Annotated in this window: 19 protein-coding genes and 2 tRNA genes; 12 read left to right on the forward strand and 9 right to left on the reverse strand. The window is 66.7% G+C overall.

All coding sequences use genetic code 11. The features are described 5' to 3' along the window. Positions 1 to 3: 3 nt before the first annotated feature. The 5 genes from CAL15_RS18145 to CAL15_RS18165 form a co-directional block, all read right to left on the reverse strand. On the reverse strand, positions 4 to 867 hold the full coding sequence (locus tag CAL15_RS18145; RefSeq protein WP_086079871.1) for an FAD binding domain-containing protein: 864 nt from the start codon (positions 865 to 867) through the stop codon (positions 4 to 6). Positions 868 to 873: 6 nt separating this feature from the next. Next, positions 874 to 1,869: an ABC transporter substrate-binding protein gene (locus CAL15_RS18150; protein WP_086079872.1), complete on the reverse strand. Its 996-nt coding sequence runs from the start codon at positions 1,867 to 1,869 to the stop codon at positions 874 to 876. A 20-nt stretch (positions 1,870 to 1,889) separates the two neighbouring features. Further along, positions 1,890 to 2,873 carry a Bug family tripartite tricarboxylate transporter substrate binding protein gene (locus tag CAL15_RS18155; RefSeq protein ID WP_086079873.1) on the reverse strand — a complete coding sequence of 328 codons (984 nt, stop codon included), beginning with the start codon at positions 2,871 to 2,873 and terminating at the stop codon, positions 1,890 to 1,892. A gap of 328 nt (positions 2,874 to 3,201) precedes the next feature. Next, entirely contained in the window at positions 3,202 to 3,957 is a 756-nt protein-coding gene (locus CAL15_RS18160) for an anti-sigma factor family protein (protein WP_086079874.1), read from the reverse strand. After that, positions 3,954 to 4,472, reverse strand: coding sequence for a sigma-70 family RNA polymerase sigma factor (locus CAL15_RS18165; RefSeq protein WP_086079875.1), 519 nt, complete (start codon positions 4,470 to 4,472; stop codon positions 3,954 to 3,956). Before CAL15_RS18165 ends, CAL15_RS18160 begins: the two co-directional genes overlap by 4 nt. A 171-nt stretch (positions 4,473 to 4,643) precedes the next feature. Here CAL15_RS18165 and CAL15_RS18170 point away from each other — a divergent pair, with 171 nt between their 5' ends. The 4 genes from CAL15_RS18170 to recN all read left to right on the forward strand — a co-directional run bounded on the left by CAL15_RS18170 (position 4,644) and on the right by recN (position 8,910). Continuing rightward, on the forward strand, positions 4,644 to 5,723 hold the full coding sequence (locus CAL15_RS18170; protein WP_086079876.1) for a catalase family peroxidase: 1,080 nt from the start codon (positions 4,644 to 4,646) through the stop codon (positions 5,721 to 5,723). After that, positions 5,720 to 6,247, forward strand: a complete 528-nt coding sequence (locus CAL15_RS18175) for a cytochrome b (RefSeq protein WP_086079877.1) — start codon at positions 5,720 to 5,722, stop codon at positions 6,245 to 6,247. The genes CAL15_RS18170 and CAL15_RS18175 overlap by 4 nt, the downstream gene beginning before the upstream one ends. 89 nt (positions 6,248 to 6,336) lie before the next feature. Continuing rightward, positions 6,337 to 7,236: an NAD kinase gene (locus tag CAL15_RS18180; RefSeq protein ID WP_086079878.1), complete on the forward strand. Its 900-nt coding sequence runs from the start codon at positions 6,337 to 6,339 to the stop codon at positions 7,234 to 7,236. Between the two features lie 15 nt (positions 7,237 to 7,251). Continuing rightward, positions 7,252 to 8,910: a DNA repair protein RecN gene (recN, locus tag CAL15_RS18185; RefSeq protein ID WP_086079879.1), complete on the forward strand. Its 1,659-nt coding sequence runs from the start codon at positions 7,252 to 7,254 to the stop codon at positions 8,908 to 8,910. Between the two features lie 78 nt (positions 8,911 to 8,988). Here the strand turns inward: recN and fur are convergent, their stop codons facing one another. Further along, the gene (fur, locus tag CAL15_RS18190; RefSeq protein WP_086079880.1) at positions 8,989 to 9,408 is read right to left on the reverse strand and encodes a ferric iron uptake transcriptional regulator; all 420 of its coding nucleotides are present in this window, start codon (positions 9,406 to 9,408) and stop codon (positions 8,989 to 8,991) included. A gap of 252 nt (positions 9,409 to 9,660) precedes the next feature. On the opposite strand from fur, the gene CAL15_RS18195 reads away from it, so the two are divergent. Then, complete coding sequence (locus CAL15_RS18195) at positions 9,661 to 10,248, forward strand: outer membrane protein assembly factor BamE (protein WP_086079881.1); 588 nt, start codon at positions 9,661 to 9,663, stop codon at positions 10,246 to 10,248. A gap of 35 nt (positions 10,249 to 10,283) precedes the next feature. Continuing rightward, positions 10,284 to 11,078: a 4-hydroxy-tetrahydrodipicolinate reductase gene (dapB, locus tag CAL15_RS18200; protein WP_086079882.1), complete on the forward strand. Its 795-nt coding sequence runs from the start codon at positions 10,284 to 10,286 to the stop codon at positions 11,076 to 11,078. Between the two features lie 415 nt (positions 11,079 to 11,493). Here dapB and murB read toward each other — a convergent pair whose 3' ends face one another. Then, on the reverse strand, positions 11,494 to 12,564 hold the full coding sequence (murB, locus tag CAL15_RS18205; protein ID WP_086079883.1) for a UDP-N-acetylmuramate dehydrogenase: 1,071 nt from the start codon (positions 12,562 to 12,564) through the stop codon (positions 11,494 to 11,496). A gap of 108 nt (positions 12,565 to 12,672) precedes the next feature. On the opposite strand from murB, the gene CAL15_RS18210 reads away from it, so the two are divergent. Beyond that, positions 12,673 to 12,748, forward strand: a tRNA-Gly gene (locus tag CAL15_RS18210). 111 nt (positions 12,749 to 12,859) lie between these two features. Here CAL15_RS18210 and CAL15_RS18215 read toward each other — a convergent pair. Next, positions 12,860 to 13,870: an SDR family oxidoreductase gene (locus CAL15_RS18215; protein WP_086079884.1), complete on the reverse strand. Its 1,011-nt coding sequence runs from the start codon at positions 13,868 to 13,870 to the stop codon at positions 12,860 to 12,862. 202 nt (positions 13,871 to 14,072) lie between these two features. Between CAL15_RS18215 and CAL15_RS18220 the strand changes: the two genes are divergently transcribed. After that, complete coding sequence (locus CAL15_RS18220) at positions 14,073 to 15,011, forward strand: alpha/beta fold hydrolase (RefSeq protein ID WP_086079885.1); 939 nt, start codon at positions 14,073 to 14,075, stop codon at positions 15,009 to 15,011. 155 nt (positions 15,012 to 15,166) lie between these two features. Here the strand turns inward: CAL15_RS18220 and CAL15_RS18225 are convergent, their stop codons facing one another. Further along, positions 15,167 to 15,589 (reverse strand): RNA-binding S4 domain-containing protein, encoded by a 423-nt coding sequence (locus CAL15_RS18225; protein WP_086079886.1) that lies wholly within the window; start codon positions 15,587 to 15,589, stop codon positions 15,167 to 15,169. Positions 15,590 to 15,785: 196 nt separating this feature from the next. Between CAL15_RS18225 and CAL15_RS18230 the strand changes: the two genes are divergently transcribed. The 4 genes from CAL15_RS18230 (at position 15,786) to istB (ending at position 20,420) form a co-directional block, all read left to right on the forward strand. Then, positions 15,786 to 15,861 (forward strand) — tRNA-Gly (locus CAL15_RS18230). A gap of 227 nt (positions 15,862 to 16,088) precedes the next feature. Continuing rightward, positions 16,089 to 18,023: a tyrosine-type recombinase/integrase gene (locus CAL15_RS18235; protein ID WP_003097548.1), complete on the forward strand. Its 1,935-nt coding sequence runs from the start codon at positions 16,089 to 16,091 to the stop codon at positions 18,021 to 18,023. Positions 18,024 to 18,142: 119 nt separating this feature from the next. Beyond that, entirely contained in the window at positions 18,143 to 19,642 is a 1,500-nt protein-coding gene (istA, locus tag CAL15_RS18240) for an IS21-like element ISPa36 family transposase (RefSeq protein WP_003097546.1), read from the forward strand. Beyond that, entirely contained in the window at positions 19,629 to 20,420 is a 792-nt protein-coding gene (gene istB / locus CAL15_RS18245; RefSeq protein ID WP_003097544.1) for an IS21-like element ISPa36 family helper ATPase IstB, read from the forward strand. The genes istA and istB overlap by 14 nt, the downstream gene beginning before the upstream one ends. Positions 20,421 to 20,427: the final 7 nt, after the last annotated feature.

A 20,427-nucleotide genomic window follows, 5' to 3' on the forward strand; every position in this document is an offset into this window, starting at 1 on the left:
GCCTTATCGGGTTGCGCGCCGCACGGCGCTGTCCAGCGCGCGCGCGCTGAGCACGCGCGCCAGCCGCTGCCGGTACCAGCCGGGCGTGTAGGCATCGCTGCTGGCATCGACCGCGCCGCACAGCTCGGACGCGGCGGCTATGTCCTTGGGGGTGGCCTGGGTGCCCATCAGGGCGGCCTCGGCCCGGGGCATGCGCACGGGCGTGGCGGCGCAGCCGCCCAGCGTGATCGAACATCGCGCCACCCGTCCGTCCACGCCGAACTGCAGCAACGCGGCGCAGGAGGCGATGGCGAAGTCGCCGTGACGACGCGAGAACTCAAGGAAGCAGGAGCCGTGGCTCGCGTCCCACGGCTTGAACGTGACGCCCAGCGCCATCTCGTCCGGCTCGAGGGCGGGCGTCATGTAGCTCGCCGGGAACTCGGCCATGCTGACGCTGCGCCGGCCGCGCGCGCTGCCGATGTGCACCTGGGCGTCCAGGGCCATGGCGATGGTGGGAATCTCGGCGGACGGGTCCAGCTGGCACAGGCTGCCGCCGACGGTGCCGCGGTTGCGCGTCTGCCGGTGCCCCACGTTCAAGATGGCCTCGCGCAGTATCGGCAGGCGCGCCGCGACCGTGTCGGAGAACTCCACGTCCCGCTGCCGGGTCATGGCGCCGACTTGCACGGCGTCGCCGTCATCGCGGATATAGGCCAGTTCCGGGATGCGGTTGATGTCGACCAGGCAATCGGGAAACGCGAAGCGCATGTTCAGCATGGCCATCAGCGACTGGCCGCCCGCGAGCACGCGGGCATTGTCGATGTCGGCCAGGCAGCGCAGCGCCTCGTCCAGGGTGCCCGGAGCGATGTAATCGACGGCGGGAGCTTTCACGGCGCGTCAGATCTTGGACAGGTCCAGCGATGACGGCGCGAAGATTTCTTCGGGCGCCACGCGACGCTGGGAAAGCCCCTGCTCGAAGTGATAGCGCGAGAAGGTCTCGATGACGTGGCGATTGGCTTCCAGCCCATAGGGCCAGAAGTCGTCGCCCATCAGTTCGCGGGCCTCGTTGTAATGGTGCACCATCCACGGCAGGGTGACCGCCAGGTGGCAGATCTCGTTCAGCTCGTGCACCGCCAGTTGCTTGGCCTTGATGAAGGCCTTGTACACGCTGACGGGCAGCCACGGGTTCTTTTCCACCAGCGACTTGCGGATGCCCACCAGGTGCATGATGGGAAAGATCCTGGTGCGGCGGAAATAGTCCTTCTCTGCCTCGATGTAGTTGTCGCCGAACAGGCGGCCCACATTGGGCGCGCCGCGCAGGAAGCACGACGGCGCGCGCGCGCCGATGTAGCCGTCGATCTCGCCCGCCTCCAGCATGCCGGACAGCGTCTTGTCGTCGGGAATCTGCTGCAGGTCGATGTCGGCGTTGAGCGTGAGCGGCGAGCGCTCGCCGCGGCCCGGCTCTTCCACGCCGCCGCGGCGCCACTTGATGTCCGAGGGCTTGACGCCGAACTCGTCCTCCAGGATGCCGCGTATCCACACGTTGGCGGTGATCTGGTACTCGGGCACGCCGATGATCTTGCCCTTGAGGTCTTTCGGGCCGTTGATGCCCCGGTCGGTGCGGATGTAGATGCCGGACTGGCGGAACACGCGCGACAGCACGGCGGGGATGGCGATGTAGGCGTTCTCGCCGCGCGCCGTGTTCATCATGAGGCTGCTCATGGAGATTTCCGTCACGTCGAATTCTTCGTAGCGGAAGGCGCGGTGGAAGGCCTCTTCGGGCTCGAGCGGCACGGCGTGCACGTTGCAGCCCTCGATGGCCACGCGGCCGTCGAAGATCGCCTGGGTGCGGTCATAGTTGCCTACGGAAAGGCTGATGTTCAACTTGCTCATGGATTTTCCTTGGTTGTTGCTCAGTCCGCCTTCAGGCCGATCTGTTTCGCCAGCGCGGAGAAACGGTCGATGTCGCCATGGACGATCTTCTTGAAACTGTCGGGGCCCTCGTCCGCGATGATGTAGCCCAGGCTTTCCAGCTTCTGCCTCATCTCGGGGGTTTTCATGATGGAAGACACCGTCTTGTAGATGTCCTGCTTGACGGTCTCGGGCGTGCCGGCCGGCACGAAGAAGCCCTGCCATTGGTCCAGCACGAAGCTGGTCGCGCCCAGTTCTCGCATGGTGGGCGTGTTGGGCGTGGCGCTGGAGCGCTGCTGCGAAGTGATGGCCAGCGGACGCAGCTTGCCGGCGGCGATGTGCGCCAAGGCGCCCGAGATCGTGATCACCCCGTAGTCCACCTGGCCGCCCATGACGTCGACCATGGCGGGTCCGCAACCCTTGTACGGAATATGGGTGTTCTGCATCTTGTATTCCATGTTCATCATCTCGCCGGCCAGATGCGGATCGGTGCCGGCGCCGCACGAGGCCCACGACAGCTTGCCGCCCTTGCTGGCCTGTACGATGTCGGCGAACGTCTGGAAGCGGGAATTGGTGGGCACCAGCACCAGCATGGGCGCGTAGGCCACGGCCACGACGGGCTCGAGGTCCTTCTTGGGGTCGTACGACAGCTCCTTGAAGATGGCGGGCGCCAGCGAGTAGGCGTCGTTGGTCATCAGCAGGAAATGACCGTCCTTGGGTTGACCCGCCACATACTTGGTGCCGACCATGCCGCCCGCGCCGCCCCGGTTGCTGACGATGACGGGCTGGCCGAGCTTGCCGATCTGGTCGCCTATCAGGCGGCCCAGCATGTCGACGCCGCCGCCCACGGCATAGGGAACGGTGATCTCGACCTGCTTCACGGGGAACGTCGCGGTCGGCTTGGCGCCTTGCGCCAGAGCCGCGGAAGCGGCCATCGCGGTCAGGGCTGAGGAACAGAACAGGCGGATAAGCGTTTTGGTAAGCATGTCGAAACTCGCGCAATAGCAATAGCGGGATTGATCGGAACAGCCGTGTCGCACCAGTCGGGTGCCTCATGCACCAAAAATACTCAGTAGGCGGAGCAATTATTCACTGTACTGAGCATTTGGCTTTATTAGGGCTTCTACCAGTCCGGTGAAAAATGTCCTGGAGGATCGGCGAGGCCCAGGGCGAGCGGGATTGCGCGCCCTACCCTGATCAAGCAATACCTGTGCCAGCTCTGCGCGAATGGCGAGCGATATGAGATAGACCGGTGCGGCGTTGCGCCGCCCGGTTCAAGGGCTCGGGGCTACGAGCGGGAAAGCGCGGACCGGCTTACGTTCGCCCTTCCAGTGCCTTGGCGACGCCCTGCAGCGCGAAGGCTTCGGCCGGACCCACGATGGCGTACAGCGCGCCATGCCGCGAACCGTACCGTGTGATCAGTCCGCCTTCGGCACGCTCGCCGGCCGCCAGCAGCCTGTGCGCCGACAGCGGCGGCCGGACATAGAAACTGAGCGTGCGTCCCGCCTCGTCTTCATAGATGACCATGGCCGCCGCCCCGCTCTCGGTGGCGAACAGCCGGCCTCCCACCGGACGGAAACCGGCCTGGCCCAGGTCGGGCATCGTCGTCGTCATTCCAACGCTGCGATCCAGCCACGATTGCAGTTCCTGCAGGCTGGACGCGGCGACGTCGACGCCCACGCTGCGGTCGACCACCATCAGTTTGTACGCCTCGATGGCATCGCTCATCGGCGCCACCGTCGGCGTCGCGCGCCACCCGCGGGCCTGCCAACCGCCGACGGACCCGATGGCGAAGCACAGGACCAGCGAGGCCGCCATCGCCATCCACGACCGGGCGCGCCCGGCACGGCGGGCGCGGATCGCGGCGGGATCGAGCGCGGGATTGTCACGCGGCAGCGGCACGCCGGCGATGGCGGCGCGCAACTCCCGCGCGTCCCGCATCCAATCCCGTACCTGCTGCGCACGCTCGGGATGCCGCGCCAGATAAAGCTCGACGGCCGCCCTCGCCTCGTCGTCGAGCTGGCCGTCGACATAGGCGTGGAGATCTTCTTCGCTTGGGGCCATGTTCATTTCAGTACTCGCAGTAGAGGAGCGGGACGCTGCTCGCCGTCGCCAAGCCGGCGCAGCGCCTGCCGCGCGCGCGACAGCCGCGACATGACCGTGCCGAGAGGGATGCCCAGCAGATCGGCGACTTCCTGATAGCTGCAGCCCTCGACGGCCACCAGCAACAGCACCGCGCGGTGCTCGTCGGACAGGAGGCCGAAGGCCTCGAGCGTGCCGCGCGTGGCGGCCATGTGCTCGGCGGACGGCCACTGCGGTTCTTCGGGCTCGTGCAGGCGGCCGAACAGCACCGCCTGGCGCTTCGCGCTGCGCAGGCTGTCCAGGAAGCGTCGATGCAGGATCGTGAAGAGCCAGCTGCGCAGGGTATCGTCGCCGCGCCGGCTGGACCAGCGGGACAGCGCGCGCTCCAGTGTCGACTGCACGAGATCGTCGGCGGCGTGCACGTCCCGGGTCAGCCAGAGCGCAAAGCGGCGCAGGCGCGGAATCAGTTCGCGCAGTTGCTCGTCTTGGTCGGTCGATGACATGGCGGGCGGAAGGTGGATGCGACAAATGCGACGCGTCGGTGGGAATAGTAAGACGCCGCGCACGGCCTGCTATTCCCTACCTCAAAACAAATTTTTTCGCGCGGAATAAACGCCCGCGACCGCGCGTCTGGCAAGGATTCGACACAGACCTCACGGTCGGGAGCGCACCTCATGACGCAGACTTCCACACAATCCAGGCCCGCAGCGCAGCGATGGCGCTGGCTGGCGATCGCGGGCGCAGTGGCCGGAGTGGCGCTCGCCTTCGGCTACGCCGGCGGCTGGCTGGCGCCCCAGCGGCTGACGCCGCAGAAGATTGTCGACAGCCTGCAGGCCAATGGCGGCCTGCATCCTGGATATCGCCGCAATCACGCCAAAGGCGTGTGCGTCAGCGGATACTTCGAAGGCGCCGGCACGGCCAGCGCCTACTCCACCGCGCCGTTCTTCAAGACCGTCCGCACACCCGTCGTCGGCAGGTTCGCGCTGCCGGGCGGCAACCCCTATGCGCCGGACAACAGCGTGCCGATCCGCAGCCTGGCGCTACGGCTTGCCGCGCCGGACGGACAACAGTGGCGGATGGGCATGAACGCCATGCCGGTGTTTCCCCTGGCCACGCCCGAGGCGTTCTATGAACAGGCGCTGGCGGGGCGGCCAGACCCGCAAACGGGCAAGCCCGATCCGGCAAAGCTGAAGGCCTTCTTCGGCGCGCATCCTGAAGCGGGCGCGTTCCTGGCCTGGGTGAAAACGGCGCGCCCCGGCGCCAGCTACGCGACCGAGACATACCACTCGTTGAATGCCTTCTATCTGGTGGACGGCAACGGCAAGCGCCAGGCGGTGCGCTGGGCCATGGTGCCCCAGCAGCCGGATGCCGCCGGCAATACCGCCGCGGCGGGCGACGCCAATGTGCTGCAGGAAGACCTGGTGCGCAGAATCGCCGCCGGCGTGCAGCGCTGGAAATTGATGATTACGCTTGCGGCGCCGGACGACCCGGTCGACGACGCGACCAAGACCTGGCCCGCGGACCGAACGGTGATCGACGCGGGCACGCTCGTGCTTTCCACCGTCGAACCGCAGGACAACGGCCCATGCCGCGACATCAACTTCGATCCCACGGTGCTGCCCGAGGGCATACGCGTGTCCGGCGATCCCTTGCTGGCGGCACGCTCGGCCGCCTATGCGGATTCCTATTTGCGGCGAACGAGTGAAGAAGCCGGCCTTCCCGGCGCGGCCCGCATGTCCACGGAGAAACAATGATGAAGAACGTATTCGGCTGGCCCGCCCGCCTGCTGCATTGGGTCATGGCGGTCATGATCGTCGCGATGCTGTTCATCGGGGTCGGCATGACGGCGTCCGTGTCCACACTGCATACGACATTGGTCGGGATTCACGTGCCGCTGGGCGCGGCCGTGCTGGTGCTGGCCTGCGTGCGGATCGCCGTGCGCCTGCGCTCGTGGCCGCCCGCGCTGCCCGGCGACCTGCCGGCGTGGCAGAAGTCGGCCGCCGTGGGCTCGCATCTGCTGCTGTATGCCCTGATGGTGGCGATGCCCGTGGTCGGGTGGGCGATGCAGTCCGCAGGCGGCTATCCCATCATGCTGGGCGCGGGGCTGCGGCTGCCCGCCATCGCGGCCGCCGATCCCGCGCTGTTCGCCTGGCTGCGGCACGCGCATCGCTGGCTTGCGTACTTGTTCTTCCTGACCTTCTGCGCCCACTTCGCGGCCGCGCTGTACCACTGGTTGATCCGCAGGGACGGCGTGATGCGGTCGATGACGAGAGGGTGACCGGCGCACTTTTCTCCTACTTCCGTAGCAAGCGGCCCCCTATAATCGTGAGACCCGCCCCACTTCTCACTTTCATACGGGTCCGACCCATGCATTTTCCCACCGTCGCCCTGATCGGCAGGCACCAGGACACCGGCCTGGACGCCCCGCTAAGGGCGCTGGCGCACGCGCTGACGCAGGCCGGCCGCAAGGTCCTCATCGAGGCCGACACCGCTCGCAACACCGAGGTGCACGAATACCAGGTAGCCGACGTCCAGGAAATCGGCCGCAGCGCCTCTCTGGCGGTCGTCATGGGCGGCGACGGCACGGTGCTGGGCGCGGCCCGTCACCTGGCCCCGTTCGGGGTGCCTCTCATCGGCATCAACCATGGCCGCCTGGGCTTCATCACCGACATCCCGGTGCAGGACGCCCATGCCGCGCTGAACCGCGTGCTCGAGGGCAACTACACCATCGAAGACCGCATGCTGCTGCAAGGCAGCGTGTGGCGCGGGGATCAGCAGATGTATTCGGCGCTGGCCCTGAACGACGTGGTGCTCAACCGCGCGGGCCGCGGCGGGATGATCGAGGTGCGCGTCGAACTGGACGGCGCCTTCATGTACGCGCAGCGCGCCGACGGCCTGATCGTCGCCACACCCACGGGGTCCACGGCCTATGCGCTGTCGGCCAACGGTCCGCTGCTGCACCCCGGCCTGAACGCCGTGGTGCTGGTGCCCGTGGCGCCGCAGACGCTGTCCAACCGCCCCATCGTCATTCCCGATTCCGGCGTGCTTTCCATGACGCTGGTCGCCATGGGCCGGGTCGAGGTCGGCGCCAGCGTGCATTTCGACATGCAGACCTGGTCCGACCTGCAGCCCGGCGACCGCATCGAGGTGCGGCGCGCCCCGCACACGGTGCGCTTCGTCCACCCCGAGGGCTACAGCTTCTTCTCCACCCTGCGCCGCAAGCTGCATTGGAATCTGATGCCGCAGGCCACCGACAACGTTGAATAGCCAGACGCGCCCGCCATGCTGCGCACCCTGCATATCCGAGACTTCGTCATCGTCGACGAAACCGAGATCCACTTCGGTCCGGGCTTTACCGTATTCTCCGGCGAAACCGGCGCCGGTAAGTCCATCCTGATCGACGCCCTGGCGCTGGCGCTGGGCGAACGCGGCGACGCCAGCATGCTGCGCGAGGGCGCGGCACGGGCCGACATCACCGCGGTGTTCGATACGCCCGCCCACCTGCAAGACTGGCTGACCGAGCACGACCTGGACGCCGCCGGCCCCGAGCTGGCGCTGCGCCGGGTCATCGACGCCCAGGGCCGCAGCCGCGCGTACCTCAACGGCACGCCGGTCACCGTCACGCTGCTGCGCGAACTGGGCGAACATCTGGTCGACATCCACGGCCAGCACGCGCACCAGAGCCTGATGCGGCCCGAGGCGCAGCGCGACCTGCTGGACGCGCATGGCGGCCACGCCGATCTGCGCCAGTCGGTGGCCCAGGCCTGGAAGCAGTGGCGCGGGCTGCAGCGCCAGCTCGAAGCCGCTGAACACGACGCCGACAGCCTGAACGCCGAGCGCGAACGCGTGCAATGGCAAGCCGACGAGCTCGACGCCCTGGCGCTGGGCGCCGACGAATGGGACAGCCTGCAGGCCGAGCACACGCGGCTGGCGCATGCGCAGTCGCTGCTGGACGGCGCCAGCGAAGTGCTCGAGGCGCTGGACGGCGAAGAAGAATCCGCGCGCCATCGCGTCAACCTGGCGCTGCAGCGGGCGCAGCAGATGATGCGCCACGACGCCGCCCTGAAGGGCCTGTGCGAGGCGCTGGAATCGGCGGGCATCGCCATCGGCGAAGCCGTGTCCGACCTGAACGGCTACATCACCCGGGTCGAACTCGACCCCCAGCGCCTGGGCGACGTCGAGGCGCGCATGGGGGCCGTGTTCGAAACCGCGCGCAAGTTCAAGACCACGCCCGAGGAACTGCCTGCCCTGCGCGACGCGCTGCACGCGCAGCTGGCCCAGATGCAGGCGGCCGGCGACGTCGAGGCGCTGCGCGCGCAGGCCGCCCAGGCGCAGTCGGCTTACGACGCGGCGGCGGCCAGGCTGTCCGCCGCGCGTCGCAAGGTGGCCAAAGACCTGGGCAAGCAGGTAAGCCAGGCCATGCAGACGCTGGCCATGCAGGGCGGCACGTTCGAGGCCGCGCTGGCGGAATCCGCACCGTCTGCCCAGGGCAACGAAACGGTGGAATTCCGGGTGGCCGGCCATGCCGGCACCACGCCGCGGTCGTTGGCCAAGGTGGCCTCGGGCGGCGAGCTGTCGCGCATCTCGCTGGCGCTGTCCGTCATTGCCAGCCGCGCCGCGCGCGTACCCACCCTGATCTTCGACGAAGTGGACAGCGGCGTGGGCGGCGCGGTCGCCGAAGTGGTGGGCAAGCTGCTGCGCGAGCTGGGCGCCCGCCATCAGGTGCTGTGCGTCACGCACCTGCCGCAGGTGGCGGCTTGCGGCAACACGCAATACCGCGTCAGCAAGAGCGAAAGCCGCGGCACCACGCGCTCGCACATCGCCGAGCTGGACATCGACGCGCGCGTCGAGGAACTTGCCCGCATGCTGGGCGGCATCACCATCACCGACACCACGCGCAATCATGCGCGCGAAATGCTGGGCGTGTCGGAGGCGGCGTAGGAAACAGGGTGTCGGGTCGGCTCTGCATGGCCGACTGACCAGGAAGGAGAAACCCGGGCCGTGAGCCCGGGTTTTTTATCAGCGGGTCTTCTGGCAGTTGCCGCAGATGCCGTACAGCACCATGGCGTGGCTTTCGAGGGCGAAGCCGTTGTCCTTGGCGATTTTGTGCTGGCGCTTCTCGATTTCGTTGTCCGAGAACTCGACCACGATGCCGCAGTTGGTGCAGATAAGGTGATCGTGGTGGTCGCCGTCGTTCAGCTCGAACACCGCCTTGCCCGTGTCGAACTGGCTGCGGCTGAGGATGCCGGCCTGCTCGAACTGCGTGAGCACGCGGTAGACGGTGGCCAGGCCGATCTCGACGTTTTCGGCGATCAGCGCGCGATAGACGTCTTCGGCGCTGAGGTGGCGCTGGTCGGATTTGCGGAAAATGTCCAGAATCTTGAGGCGCGGAAACGTCGCCTTCAAGCCCATGTTCTTCAGGTCGCTTTGGTCGCTCATAGTTGCTTGCTCTCTGTCGGCGTTGGGCATGGGCATGGTGCGAAACCGGCTGGCCCCACTGCACCCGCCGGCCATCTTGTTGCCGCCGTTTCGTTCCCTTGTAGGGATCCCGCAGTGACGCTGCCGGGAAGCCGCAGGGAACTATCTTCTTGAAACCTTTATGATAACGGTTTTGTCCGTTTCTCAATAATTGGCGGTGCGCAAGTGTCTTCGATCGCACGTATTCCCTCCCGGCCCGTCCGGTCCTTCAAGATGGGCCTGGCCGCGCTGGGCGTCATGGTTGCCCTGGCCGGCTGCTCGTCGGGCAAGTGGGGCTTCCCGTACCGGATCGACGTCCAGCAAGGCAACTGGATCACGCAGGAACAGGTGGCCCTGCTGCAAACCGGCATGTCGCGCGAACAGGTGCGCTTCGCACTGGGCAGCCCGATGCTGACCAGCGTACTGCACGCCGACCGCTGGGACTACCCCTACTACTACAAGCCCGGCTACGGCAACGCGCGCGAGCGCAAGTTCACCGTCTGGTTCGAGAACGACCGCCTGGTGCGCTGGAGCGGCGACCAGCAGCCCACGCTGCAGCCCTATCAGCTGGACGACGACGGCAATCCCATCGAATCGGCGCCGCCGCTGGCGCAGGAAGCCCAGGCAGACGCCGCGGACAAGCGCGAGGACGAAGCCCGGGCCGCCGAAAGCAAGGCCACCGAAACGCTGGATTCCGACCAGGCCCGCAAGCAGGACGAGGGCAGCCGCCAGGCCACGCCCAGCGTGGTCGTGCAGCCGCCGGCCAGCCCCTCGCCCTATTCGCCCGGCCTGCCTGGCGGCGACGCCCAGCCGCTGCGATGAGCGACGCCGTGTCCAGCCCAACCCAAGGAAATCCCATGCGTATCGCCATTGCGGGCGCCAGCGGCCGGATGGGCCACATGCTGATCGAGGCAGTGCTCGACGCCCCCGATCTGCAGTTGGCCGTCGCCCTCGACCGCGCCGGCTCGTCGACGCTGGGCCAGGATGCCGGCGCGTTCCTGGGCCGTAATACCGGCGTGCTAATCACCGACCAGCTCGACGCGCTGGCCGGCGCCGACTGCCTGATCGACTTCACGCGCCCCGAGGGCACGCTAGAGCACCTGAAGGCCTGCGTGCAGCATGGCACCGGCATCGTCATCGGCACCACCGGCTTCGACGACAGCGGCCGCGCCGCCATCGAGGTTGCCGCACAGAAGATCGGCGTGGTGTTCGCGCCCAACATGAGCGTGGGCGTCAACGCCACTTTCAAGCTGCTCGAGATGGCGGCGAAGATCCTGAACTCCGGCTACGACGTCGAAGTGTTCGAGGCGCATCACCGCAACAAGGTCGACGCCCCCTCGGGCACCGCACTGAAAATGGGCGAAACCGTGGCCTCTGCCTGGAACGTGGCGCTGCCCGACGTGGCCACCTGGACGCGCCATGGCGACACCGGCGTGCGCAAGCCCGGCACCATCGGTTTCTCGGTGGTGCGCGGCGGCGACATCGTGGGCGACCACACCGTCTTCTTCTGCGGCAACGGCGAGCGCATCGAAATCACGCACCGCTCCACCACCCGCGCCAACTATGCCGCCGGCTCGCTGCGCGCCGCCCGCTTCCTCGCCACCAAGCACAACGGCCTGTACGATATGCAGGCGGTTCTGGGGCTTTCGTAAGCGGCGCTGTTGTATAGGTCTGCGTTCGATGCAGGCGCATTTGAGTTCTTGAGGCGCCGCGGCCGTAGCTGCGAAGTCTCGTCCTCGCGCTGAAGCGCTGCGGGCGCGACTTCTCCGGCACGGCCGCGGCTCACAGCACCGTCAAAGGCGGCCGTGCGTCGTGCTGACGAATATGCGTTGCGTTGCGTTGTCGTATGCGCAGAACTGCGGGGTGGTGCGGAAAAACCGCGAACATGCGGCCGTGGCATCGCGTTGTCGTGAGTCTGGGACATGGCGGAGGGCTCGCGCCCGCAGCGCTTCAGCGCGAGGACGAGAGTCCGCAGTCATGGCCCAGACGCCTCAAGAACGCCGACGATCCAAGACAGCTATACCGACCGCAGCTAGATCGCACCGATCCGTGCTTCTTGTGCCCTGATCAAGCCACAACGACCGGCTCGCGCTCCAATTTCACTCCGTAGCGGTCTTCCACGTCGCGTTGGATCGCGCCCGCCAGGCCGAGGATGTCGTCGGCCGTGGCGCCGCCTCGATTTACCAGTACCAGGGCTTGCCGGTCGTGCACGCCGGCCGCGCCCTGGATCTTGCCTTTCCATCCGCATTGATCGATCAGCCAGCCCGCGGCGAGCTTGTAGCCGCCGTCGGGTTGCGCGTATGACACCAGTGTGGGGAAGCGGGCCAGCAGGTCTTCGCGCTGCGCCGCGTCGACAATGGGGTTCTTGAAGAAGCTGCCCGCGTTGCCGATGACGGCGGGATCGGGCAGCTTGGCGCGGCGGATGCGGCAGACCGCGTCGAACACGTCGCGCGCGCTGACCACGGCCTCGGTGGGGCGGCGCGGGCCGGGGTTCAGGATCGGATCGCGCGCGAGGTCGGGATACGTCAGCACCGGCTGCCACGGGCGCGGCAGCGCGAAGCGCACCGATACGATCACCCACGTGCCGGGCTCGGCGTGCTTGAAGACGCTGTCGCGATAGGCATAGCGGCAGTCCTGGGCGGTCATGCGAATCAGGCGGCGGTCGTACAGGTGCCAGGCCATCAGGCTGTCGAAGCGTTCGGCGAGTTCGACGCCATAGGCGCCGATGTTCTGCACGGGCGCGGCGCCCACCGTGCCGGGGATCAGCGCCAGATTTTCCAGGCCGTTCCAACCTTGCTCCACGCAGCGCGCCACGAAGTCGTGCCAGTTCTCGCCCGCGGCGGCCTCGACGATCCAGGCGTCCGGACGCTCTTCCACCAGCCGGATGCCGCGCAGCGCCACGCGCACCGCCAGCCCGGCCACACGTTCGGGCAGTACCACATTGCTGCCGCCGCCCAACACGAGCACGGCGGGATGCTGCAAGACCAGGTCGGACAGGGCCGTCAACTGCGCGGAGTCGTCCAGCGTCACGCATGCGGGCGCGTGCGACGGCAGGCCCAGCGTGTTGCTCGCGGTCAGGTCGCACGGGGCAGGAGTTAGGGATGCGCCTGACACGGCGGGATCGGACGACTGGGACATGGCGTGGATTGGGTGCTGCGTGATGGGTGCTGCGTGAGAACTGCGCCGATATTACTTGAAGGCCCTTGCGCGCATACATTTGCGTTTCGTGTATACTGCGCGGCTCACGCGGGAGTAGCTCAGTTGGTAGAGCGCAACCTTGCCAAGGTTGAGGTCGCGAGTTCGAGACTCGTCTCCCGCTCCAGATTCGGTCATGCCAGGGCGCAGCGCACGCTGCCCACGCGGCCACAACACCGTGCAATGTAAAGGGGCCCTCCGGCCCCTTTTGTCATTTCGGCCGCGTCTTGCGCACGCCTCATTCCAGCGAGCCGCGGTGCTTCGCGTGCCGCATCCACAGCGCCGCGCCGCCCAGCACCGCCGCGGCGGCCAGCCACGATTTGCCGCTGTTCATGGCCGCGTACGTGTAGACGCTGCGCCGGCGCGCGGGCCGCATCGAGGCGGGATGCGAGCCGCCGCCCTCGTACAGCGAATCGGACCCGCGCACGGCCGGACCCTTGCCGCGCTGGTTGCGCATCAGCCAGCCGGCCATGCGATCGGCCAACCCCGGCATGTTCTGGCCCACCATCGAGATGGCGCGCGACGCGCTGCCGACGTACAGGTCCCGCACCGGGTGCTGCGCGGCATGCAGAATGGCCTCGGCCACCATCTCGGGTGCGTATACGGGCGGCGGCAGCTGCGGCTCCACGTCCATGTAGTTGCGCGCATGCTCGGTGAACCCCGTCGCGATGGACGCGGGCTTGATCAGGGTCACGGACACCGGCGCCCCCTGTTGCTGCAGTTCCATGCGCAGTGCATCGGTGAAGCCCTTCACTGCGTGCTTGGCGGCGGAGTATGCGCCCTGCAGCGGCACGGCGCGGTCGGACACTTCGCTGCCCACATTGATCAGCGCGCCGCCGCCGGACACCTTGAAGTGGCGCACCGCGGTCATGGAGCCGTACACCACGCCCCAGTAGTCGGTCTCGAACAGCTTGCGCTGGTCTTCCAGCGGCACGTCTTCCAGCGGGCCGAAGATCGACACGCCGGCGTTGTTCACCCAGGTATCGACGCGGCCATAGGCCGCCAGGGCGTTCTGCAGGATGCGTTCATGGTCCTCCGGGACGCCTGCGTCGGCCACGATCACCTTCGCCTGTCCGCCGGCGCCGGCAATCTCGTCCGCCAGCCGGGTCAGCGCCTCTTCACCACGGCCGCACAGCACCACTTTCGCTCCCTGCTGCGCAGCCATCCTGGCCGTGGCGGCCCCGATGCCGCTGCCGGCGCCGGTGATCACAATTACCTGTTCGCGTAGGGGTTTCAGTCGCAGTTTCATGGGCATCGCTCCTGTTCGGTAAGACGGCGCGTCCGCCGCGCCGCAAGACCTGTAGCCGCAGCAAGCGCCATTCCTGTTGTCCGGCGCGCGGGCATACGGCTTGCGTCCGCTTGCGAATCCACTCCCCTTCTTTCATCCAGGAGGCACGCCATGTCGGACTCTGACAGCAAATCGCCGGACCAGGACTAACGCGGCCGCCACGATGAGCGCGTGGGTAGACGACCCGGCATCCGAGCCGCCGGTGCGGCGAGGCCGCATCCAGGGGCCGCCGATAGCGCTCGCTTACGAAGATTGGGGCAACCGGGCGGCGCCTCCCCTGGTATTGATCATGGGCATCGGTGCGCAGATGGTGCTGTGGCCCGACGGCTTCTGCAAAGCGCTTACGGCGACCGGGTCGAGGGTGATCCGCTACGACAATCGTGACGTGGGCCTGTCCGGCAGGTTTCGCATGTCGACGCCCGCTCCGTCTATGTGGCGCCTGGCCATGCGCGCCCAGCTTGGATTGCGCACGCAGGTTCCCTACACACTGGACGACATGGCCGACGACGCCCTGCGGCTGCTGGACACGTTGAACATCCCGCAAGCGCATGTGGTGGGCATGTCTTTGGGAGGCATGATCGGACAGGTCATGGCCGCCCGGCATCCGTGCCGCGTGCGCACGCTGACCCTGATGTCCACCAGCACCAACCAGCCGTTGATGCCGCCGCCCGCGCCCCGGCTGCTGTGGAAGATGTGGCGCGGATCCATGCCCGCACCGGCGCACGTCCGCCAGGCGCGCATCAAATCTCTGCTGCATGCATTGGGTACGGCGCAGTATCCGGTACCGGATTCGGAACTGGAGCACATCGTACGGACCATGGGCGACAGAGGCCTGGATGGCGAGGGCGTGCGTCGGCAAGTGTGGGCGGTGCTGGGCACCGGCGACCTGCGGGTGTATTGCCGAGCCATCCGTGCGCCGACACTCGTGATCCACGGCACCGGAGACCGCATGATGCCGCTGGCCGCCGGGCGCGCGGTGGCGCGGGCCATTCCAGGGGCGCGCCTGCGGCTGATACCGGGAATGGGACATGACCTGCCTCCAGCGCTGTGGCCCATGCTGGCGCGACTGATTGCCGAGCATGTGGGTGCGCCGGGAAACTGACTTGGGCGCAGCGACGGGCTCGGCCAGCGCGCCGCCGCCAGGTGGGCATTCGCGTCGAGCGGCTCCGATACTTCGATACGGGAATGGCGGCCGAGAAACGAAGCCCTCGATCAAGGTTCGAACACCAGGCAATCCGTCGACCCGCCATGCGCTGTCTACTTCTCTCGCAGCGACGCAAGTTGTCGCCGGTCCCGCTTGGTGGGACGGCCGTCCGAGATGGTTTGCGCGGGTTCGGGCGCCAGGCGGCGCATCTCGGCCGCGTGCTCGCGGGCCGCGCGGCTTTCGGGCGTTTCCTCATACAGCTGCGCTGCCACCGGAGCCGGGCCGCGCACGGCGCTGATGCCGCGCACGCGTACCTGCATCACCTGGTCCTGCCTGCGTATGCGCACGATGTCGCCGGGCCGCACCTCGCGGGCCGGCTTGGCAAGCTGATCATTGATAAGCACCCGGCCCTTCTCGACCTCCTGGGCGGCCAGGCTGCGCGTCTTGTAGAAGCGCGCGGCCCACAGCCACTTGTCCAGGCGCAGACGTTCGGCGGAAGCGACGCCGGGATTCGAAGCGGTTGACGATTTGGACATCGGTACATGATACGAGCACATGACGTCCGCCAATCACTTGACAGATTCTGCAAGAGCGCTATAATCTTTTTCTTTCGCGGAAACGCGTAGCCTGAAACCAAACAGGCGGCGCTGCGAAAAAGGCCTGCCCAAAAGAGGTCTGCCCGATAGCCCGATAAGCTGGGCAGGGAAACCGGGCAAGCCCAGCAAGACCCCTGCGGGAGTAGCTCAGTTGGTAGAGCGCAACCTTGCCAAGGTTGAGGTCGCGAGTTCGAGACTCGTCTCCCGCTCCAATTTATGATCTACAGACTTCCACTGACGTCTGTAAGTCATTGAAAAGAGGAGCTTCGGCTCCTTTTTTCATTCCAGCGAAAGCCACGGAAGTCCACTGACAGCCACCATTTTTGAGGCCAAAAACAAGGCCAAAGAATGCGGGTCGTGCCGGTTCCGGGTTGTTGCTGGGGTTGGATCGGGATGACAAGCAGCATCGGGCCTAAGTCCAAGACTTAGGAGCTTGATGATGACACTCTCTGATCTGACCGTGCGGCAAGCCAAGGCCGCCGAGAAAACCTACAGCATCCCCGACACCGATGGCCTCGGCCTGGTGGTCGCCCGCACCGGCGGCAAGTCGTGGCATTTGCGCTATTACTGGCTCGGCAAGCAAAAGCGCATCTCCCTGGGGAACTACCCCGAGATCGGTTTGCGCGAAGCGCGCACCTTGCGCGACGAAGCCCGGGCGCTTCTGGCAAAGGGCGTCAACCCCCATACCGATCGGAAACAGAAGCGACACGCGGTCAAGCTTGCGGCCGACTACACCTTCAAGGCCGTCTTCGATGCGTGGGTCGAGCATCGCCGCAAGGAAATCAAGGAGGGCAGGAACAGCACGCTGTCGCAAATCCTGCGGATCTTCAACAAGGACGTGCTGCCTAGCCTCAAGCAGATGTCGATCTACGACATTCGCCGGCCCCAACTCCTGGGCGTCCTGGCGAGGATCGAGGAGCGCAAGGCGTTCACCACTGCCGAGAAGGTCCGCACCTGGCTGGGGCAGTTGTTCCGCTATGCCCTCGTCATCGTGGAGGGGCTGGAAGCCAATCCGGCCTCCGACCTGGACGTGGTGGCCGAGCCCAAGCCCCCGGTGAACCACAACCCCTACCTGCATCTTCCGGAGCTTCCCGAGTTCCTGCACAAGCTCAGGCTCTACAACCCTCGTGGTTGGCAGACCCAACTCGGCATCCGGCTGCTGTTCCTGACCGGCGTGCGTACCGGCGAGCTGCGGCTGGCGACCCCGGACCAGTTCGATCTCGACCGTGGCCTGTGGATCATCCCGCCGCAGATCGTCAAGCAACTCCAAGACGAGATGCGCAAGGCCGGCAAGCGCCCGCAGGACGTTCCGCCCTACATCGTGCCGTTGTCCGTGCAGGCCATCGAGATCGTGCGCTACCTGTTGGGTGTGATGAGGCCGGCCCAGGTCCATCTGCTCACGCACCGCAGCGAACTCAAGAAGCGCATCAGCGAGAACACCCTCAACGCGGCCTTGAAACGAATGGGCTACGAGGATCAACTGACCGGTCACGGCATCCGCGGAACCATCTCGACGGCGCTCAACGAGATCGGCTATCCCAAGATTTGGGTGGACGCGCAGCTTTCGCACTCGGACCCGAACAAGGTGAGTTCGGCCTACAACCACGCCAAGTATGTTGAGCCGCGCCGCCGGATGATGCAGGACTGGGCGGATCGTCTCGATCTGCTCGAACAGGGCCAAGTGGAAGCGGCCAGCGCGCACCTCACGATCCATATCGAGGGCGTGCCGGCCATGGCAGAGGAGGACAAGCCCAACACCATCGTCGCTGCTGCTTCTGCGGCATCCGTTCCGCCTGTGGTGGCCGAACCCATCGTCGTGACGCCAAACGACGGGGGAATCACATTCCAGCGACTGTCGCAGGTACCACCGCCCCCGACGCATGCGCCAGAGCCGGAGGTGTCTGTCATCCAGCGCGAGCGCGAGGAAATGCTGGTCATCTACGAATCGCCGAGCAGTCTGCCGGTCCCGCTGTTCGGCAAGTTGGCCGGGAAGTCCAAGGACCAGATCAACCGCGAGCTGAAGGCGGGCAAGCTGCTGTCCATCAGCTTGGGCAACCGCGGGCAACGCGTGCCCGACTGGCAGCTGGTACCCCTCAAGCACAAGCTGGCACAGGTGCTCATGAACCAGTGCCCGCATGCGGATCCGTGGGACCTGTACCGGATGCTGACCCGCCCACATCCGGACCTGGGTGATCGCGCAGCCATCGACATCGTGACACCAGGAAATTTGGGCATGGTCGTGCGGGTCATCGCGGGCACCCAGCAGCAGCCAAACAGGCCCGGACCTGACTCGTCTGTGCAAGGTATTCCAGAGGAGACTCGCCAGCGCATTCAACGGTTGCTAAATGATGCGGCAATGCTCGAAAGTGCCTGACGCTGTTGGCGCGCATCCAGAACTGACCCACTTTCGGCGGTGATGCGCGGGTAAAACTGACCCACCTGAAGCCCACATCCTGAGCATCTTTTGCTCGGGGGATTTCAGGAGTGATCACCATGGTCATGTTGGCCAAGATCCGGCGGATGCATTTCCGCGATGGCCTGCCGCTGCGCGAGATCGCCAAGCGCACGGGCCTATCCCGCAATACCATCCGGCGATGGCTGCGCAGCGGCCAGTCCGAGCCGGTCTATCCCAGGCGAGCCTCGCCCTCCCGGCTCGATCCCTACCGGTCCCAGTTGGAGACGTGGCTGCGTGCCGACAGCCATCGTCCCCGGCGGGAACAACGCACCGCCAAGGTGCTGTTCTCGCAGTTGCAGGCGATCGGCTATCCGGGCACCTACACCCGGGTGACGGCCTTCATCCGCCAGTGGAAGGCGGCCGGCGGCGCCAGCCGCCGCCCGGCCTTCGTGCCGTTGCACTTTCCTCCGGGTGAAGCCTTCCAGTTCGACTGGAGCCGCGAGTACGCCTTCGTCGGCAGCCACGCCAAGATGCCGCTGGATCTCGCCCACGTGAAGCTGGCCTGCAGCCGCGCCTTCTGGTTGGTGGCCTATCCCACCCAGAGCCACGAGATGCTGTTCGATGCTCATACCCAGGCGTTTACCGCCTTCGGTGGCGTGCCGCGCCGCGGCATCTACGACAACATGAAGACGGCGGTGGACGGGATCGGCCAGCACCGGGAACGGCGGGTCAACGCCCGCTTCCACGCCATGACCAGCCACTACCTGTTCGCCGCGGAGTTCTGCAACCGCGCCGCGGGTTGGGAGAAGGGGCGGGTCGAGAAGAACGTGCAGGACCGGCGCCGACAGATCTGGATCGAGGCCGGGGCCCGCCACTGGCCAGATCTGGACACCCTCAACGCCTGGCTCGCCAGCGAGTGCCGCGCCGCTTGGCCGATGCAGGCGCATCCGGATGCCTCCGACATCACCGTGGCCGAAGCTCTGGAGGACGAACAGCCCCACCTGATGCCGATGCCCGCGCCCTTCGACGGCTACATCGAGCGGCCGGTGCGGGTCAGTTCGACCGCGCTGGTCAGCTTCCAGCGCAACCGCTACAGCGTGCCGTGCGAACACGCCCACGCCGTCGCCAGCCTGCGCGTGTATCCCTTCGAACTGGCCGTGGTGGTCGGCGAGGCCGAGGTCGCCCGCCACCGGCGCAGCTTCGAGCGTGATCGGGTCCACTACGACTGGCAGCACTACATCGCCCTGGTCCAGCGCAAGCCGGGGGCACTGCGTGACGGCGCGCCGTTCCTGTCCATGCCCGATCCGCTGCGCAAGCTGCAGCAGGTGTTGCTGCGCCAGCCTCACGGCGACCGCGCCATGGCCCAGGTGCTGGCCGCCGTACCCGTGCACGGGCTCGAAGCGGTACTGGTGGCGGTGGAACTGGCACTCGAGTCCGGCCTGGTGCGCGCCGACCACGTGCTCAACGTGCTGGGGCGATTGCAGCATCCGGACCGCACGATCGAGACGGTCGCCTCGCGAGTGACGCTGCGTCATCCGCCGGTGTCCGATCCGGCCCGCTACGACGCCCTGCGGGAGGCAGATCATGTCGACGCCTGACCTGCCGCTGCGCATGCAGCAGCTCAAGCTGCACGGCATGGCCAGCCAGTGGCCCGAACTGCTGGCCAAGATGCGCCTGCACACCATGGAGCCCGAACACTGGATGGCCGAACTGCTGCAGGCCGAGTCCGCCGAACGGCAGGTTCGTGCCCAGGCCAACCAGATGAAGGCCGCACGTTTCCCCGTCCATCGTGACCTGCTCGGGTTCGACTTCGCGGCCAGTCCCGTTGATCGCGCACTGGTCGAACGACTCCACCAGGGTGACTTCATCCACACCCCCGAGAACGTCGTCCTTGTCGGTGGACCGGGCACCGGCAAGACCCACCTGGCCACCGCCATCGGCATCCAGGCCGTGCGCCAGCATCGCCTGCGCGTGCGCTTCTTCTCCACCATCGAACTGGTCAATGCGCTGGAGAAGGAACAGGCCCAGGGCAAGGCCGGGCAGATCGCCCTGCGCCTGACCTATGCCGACCTGGTCATCCTCGATGAACTGGGCTACCTGCCGTTCACCCCCTCAGGCGGCGCGCTGCTGTTCCACCTGATCAGCAAGCTCTACGAGCGCACCAGCCTCGCCATCACCACCAACTTGGCCTTCTCCGAATGGGGTCAGGTGTTCGGCGACGCCAAGATGACCACCGCGCTGCTGGATCGCATCACCCACCACTGCCACATCCTGGAGACCGGCAACGACTCCTGGCGGCTGCGCAACAGCACCGCCGCCAACAAGACCAAAGCCAGAATCAGGGCAAAGGAGGCCACCACCCAGACCACCAACTGATACCCTC

The sequence above is a fragment of the Bordetella genomosp. 13 genome, assembly GCF_002119665.1.
GTDB lineage: Bacteria > Pseudomonadota > Gammaproteobacteria > Burkholderiales > Burkholderiaceae_B > Bordetella.

Coding starts and splice junctions, on each gene's coding strand:
- CAL15_RS18180 (WP_086079878.1), top strand. CDS start 6,337: ATGCATTTTCCCACCGTCGCCCTGATCGGCAGGCACCAGGACACCGGC.
- fur (WP_086079880.1), bottom strand. CDS start 9,408: ATGAGCGACCAAAGCGACCTGAAGAACATGGGCTTGAAGGCGACGTTT.
- CAL15_RS18195 (WP_086079881.1), top strand. CDS start 9,661: ATGGGCCTGGCCGCGCTGGGCGTCATGGTTGCCCTGGCCGGCTGCTCG.
- CAL15_RS18150 (WP_086079872.1), bottom strand. CDS start 1,869: ATGAGCAAGTTGAACATCAGCCTTTCCGTAGGCAACTATGACCGCACC.
- recN (WP_086079879.1), top strand. CDS start 7,252: ATGCTGCGCACCCTGCATATCCGAGACTTCGTCATCGTCGACGAAACC.
- CAL15_RS18170 (WP_086079876.1), top strand. CDS start 4,644: ATGACGCAGACTTCCACACAATCCAGGCCCGCAGCGCAGCGATGGCGC.
- CAL15_RS18155 (WP_086079873.1), bottom strand. CDS start 2,873: ATGCTTACCAAAACGCTTATCCGCCTGTTCTGTTCCTCAGCCCTGACC.
- CAL15_RS18225 (WP_086079886.1), bottom strand. CDS start 15,589: ATGTCCAAATCGTCAACCGCTTCGAATCCCGGCGTCGCTTCCGCCGAA.
- CAL15_RS18175 (WP_086079877.1), top strand. CDS start 5,720: ATGATGAAGAACGTATTCGGCTGGCCCGCCCGCCTGCTGCATTGGGTC.
- murB (WP_086079883.1), bottom strand. CDS start 12,564: ATGTCCCAGTCGTCCGATCCCGCCGTGTCAGGCGCATCCCTAACTCCT.
- istB (WP_003097544.1), top strand. CDS start 19,629: ATGTCGACGCCTGACCTGCCGCTGCGCATGCAGCAGCTCAAGCTGCAC.
- CAL15_RS18215 (WP_086079884.1), bottom strand. CDS start 13,870: ATGAAACTGCGACTGAAACCCCTACGCGAACAGGTAATTGTGATCACC.
- dapB (WP_086079882.1), top strand. CDS start 10,284: ATGCGTATCGCCATTGCGGGCGCCAGCGGCCGGATGGGCCACATGCTG.
- CAL15_RS18160 (WP_086079874.1), bottom strand. CDS start 3,957: ATGAACATGGCCCCAAGCGAAGAAGATCTCCACGCCTATGTCGACGGC.
- istA (WP_003097546.1), top strand. CDS start 18,143: ATGGTCATGTTGGCCAAGATCCGGCGGATGCATTTCCGCGATGGCCTG.
- CAL15_RS18235 (WP_003097548.1), top strand. CDS start 16,089: ATGACACTCTCTGATCTGACCGTGCGGCAAGCCAAGGCCGCCGAGAAA.
- CAL15_RS18220 (WP_086079885.1), top strand. CDS start 14,073: ATGAGCGCGTGGGTAGACGACCCGGCATCCGAGCCGCCGGTGCGGCGA.
- CAL15_RS18165 (WP_086079875.1), bottom strand. CDS start 4,472: ATGTCATCGACCGACCAAGACGAGCAACTGCGCGAACTGATTCCGCGC.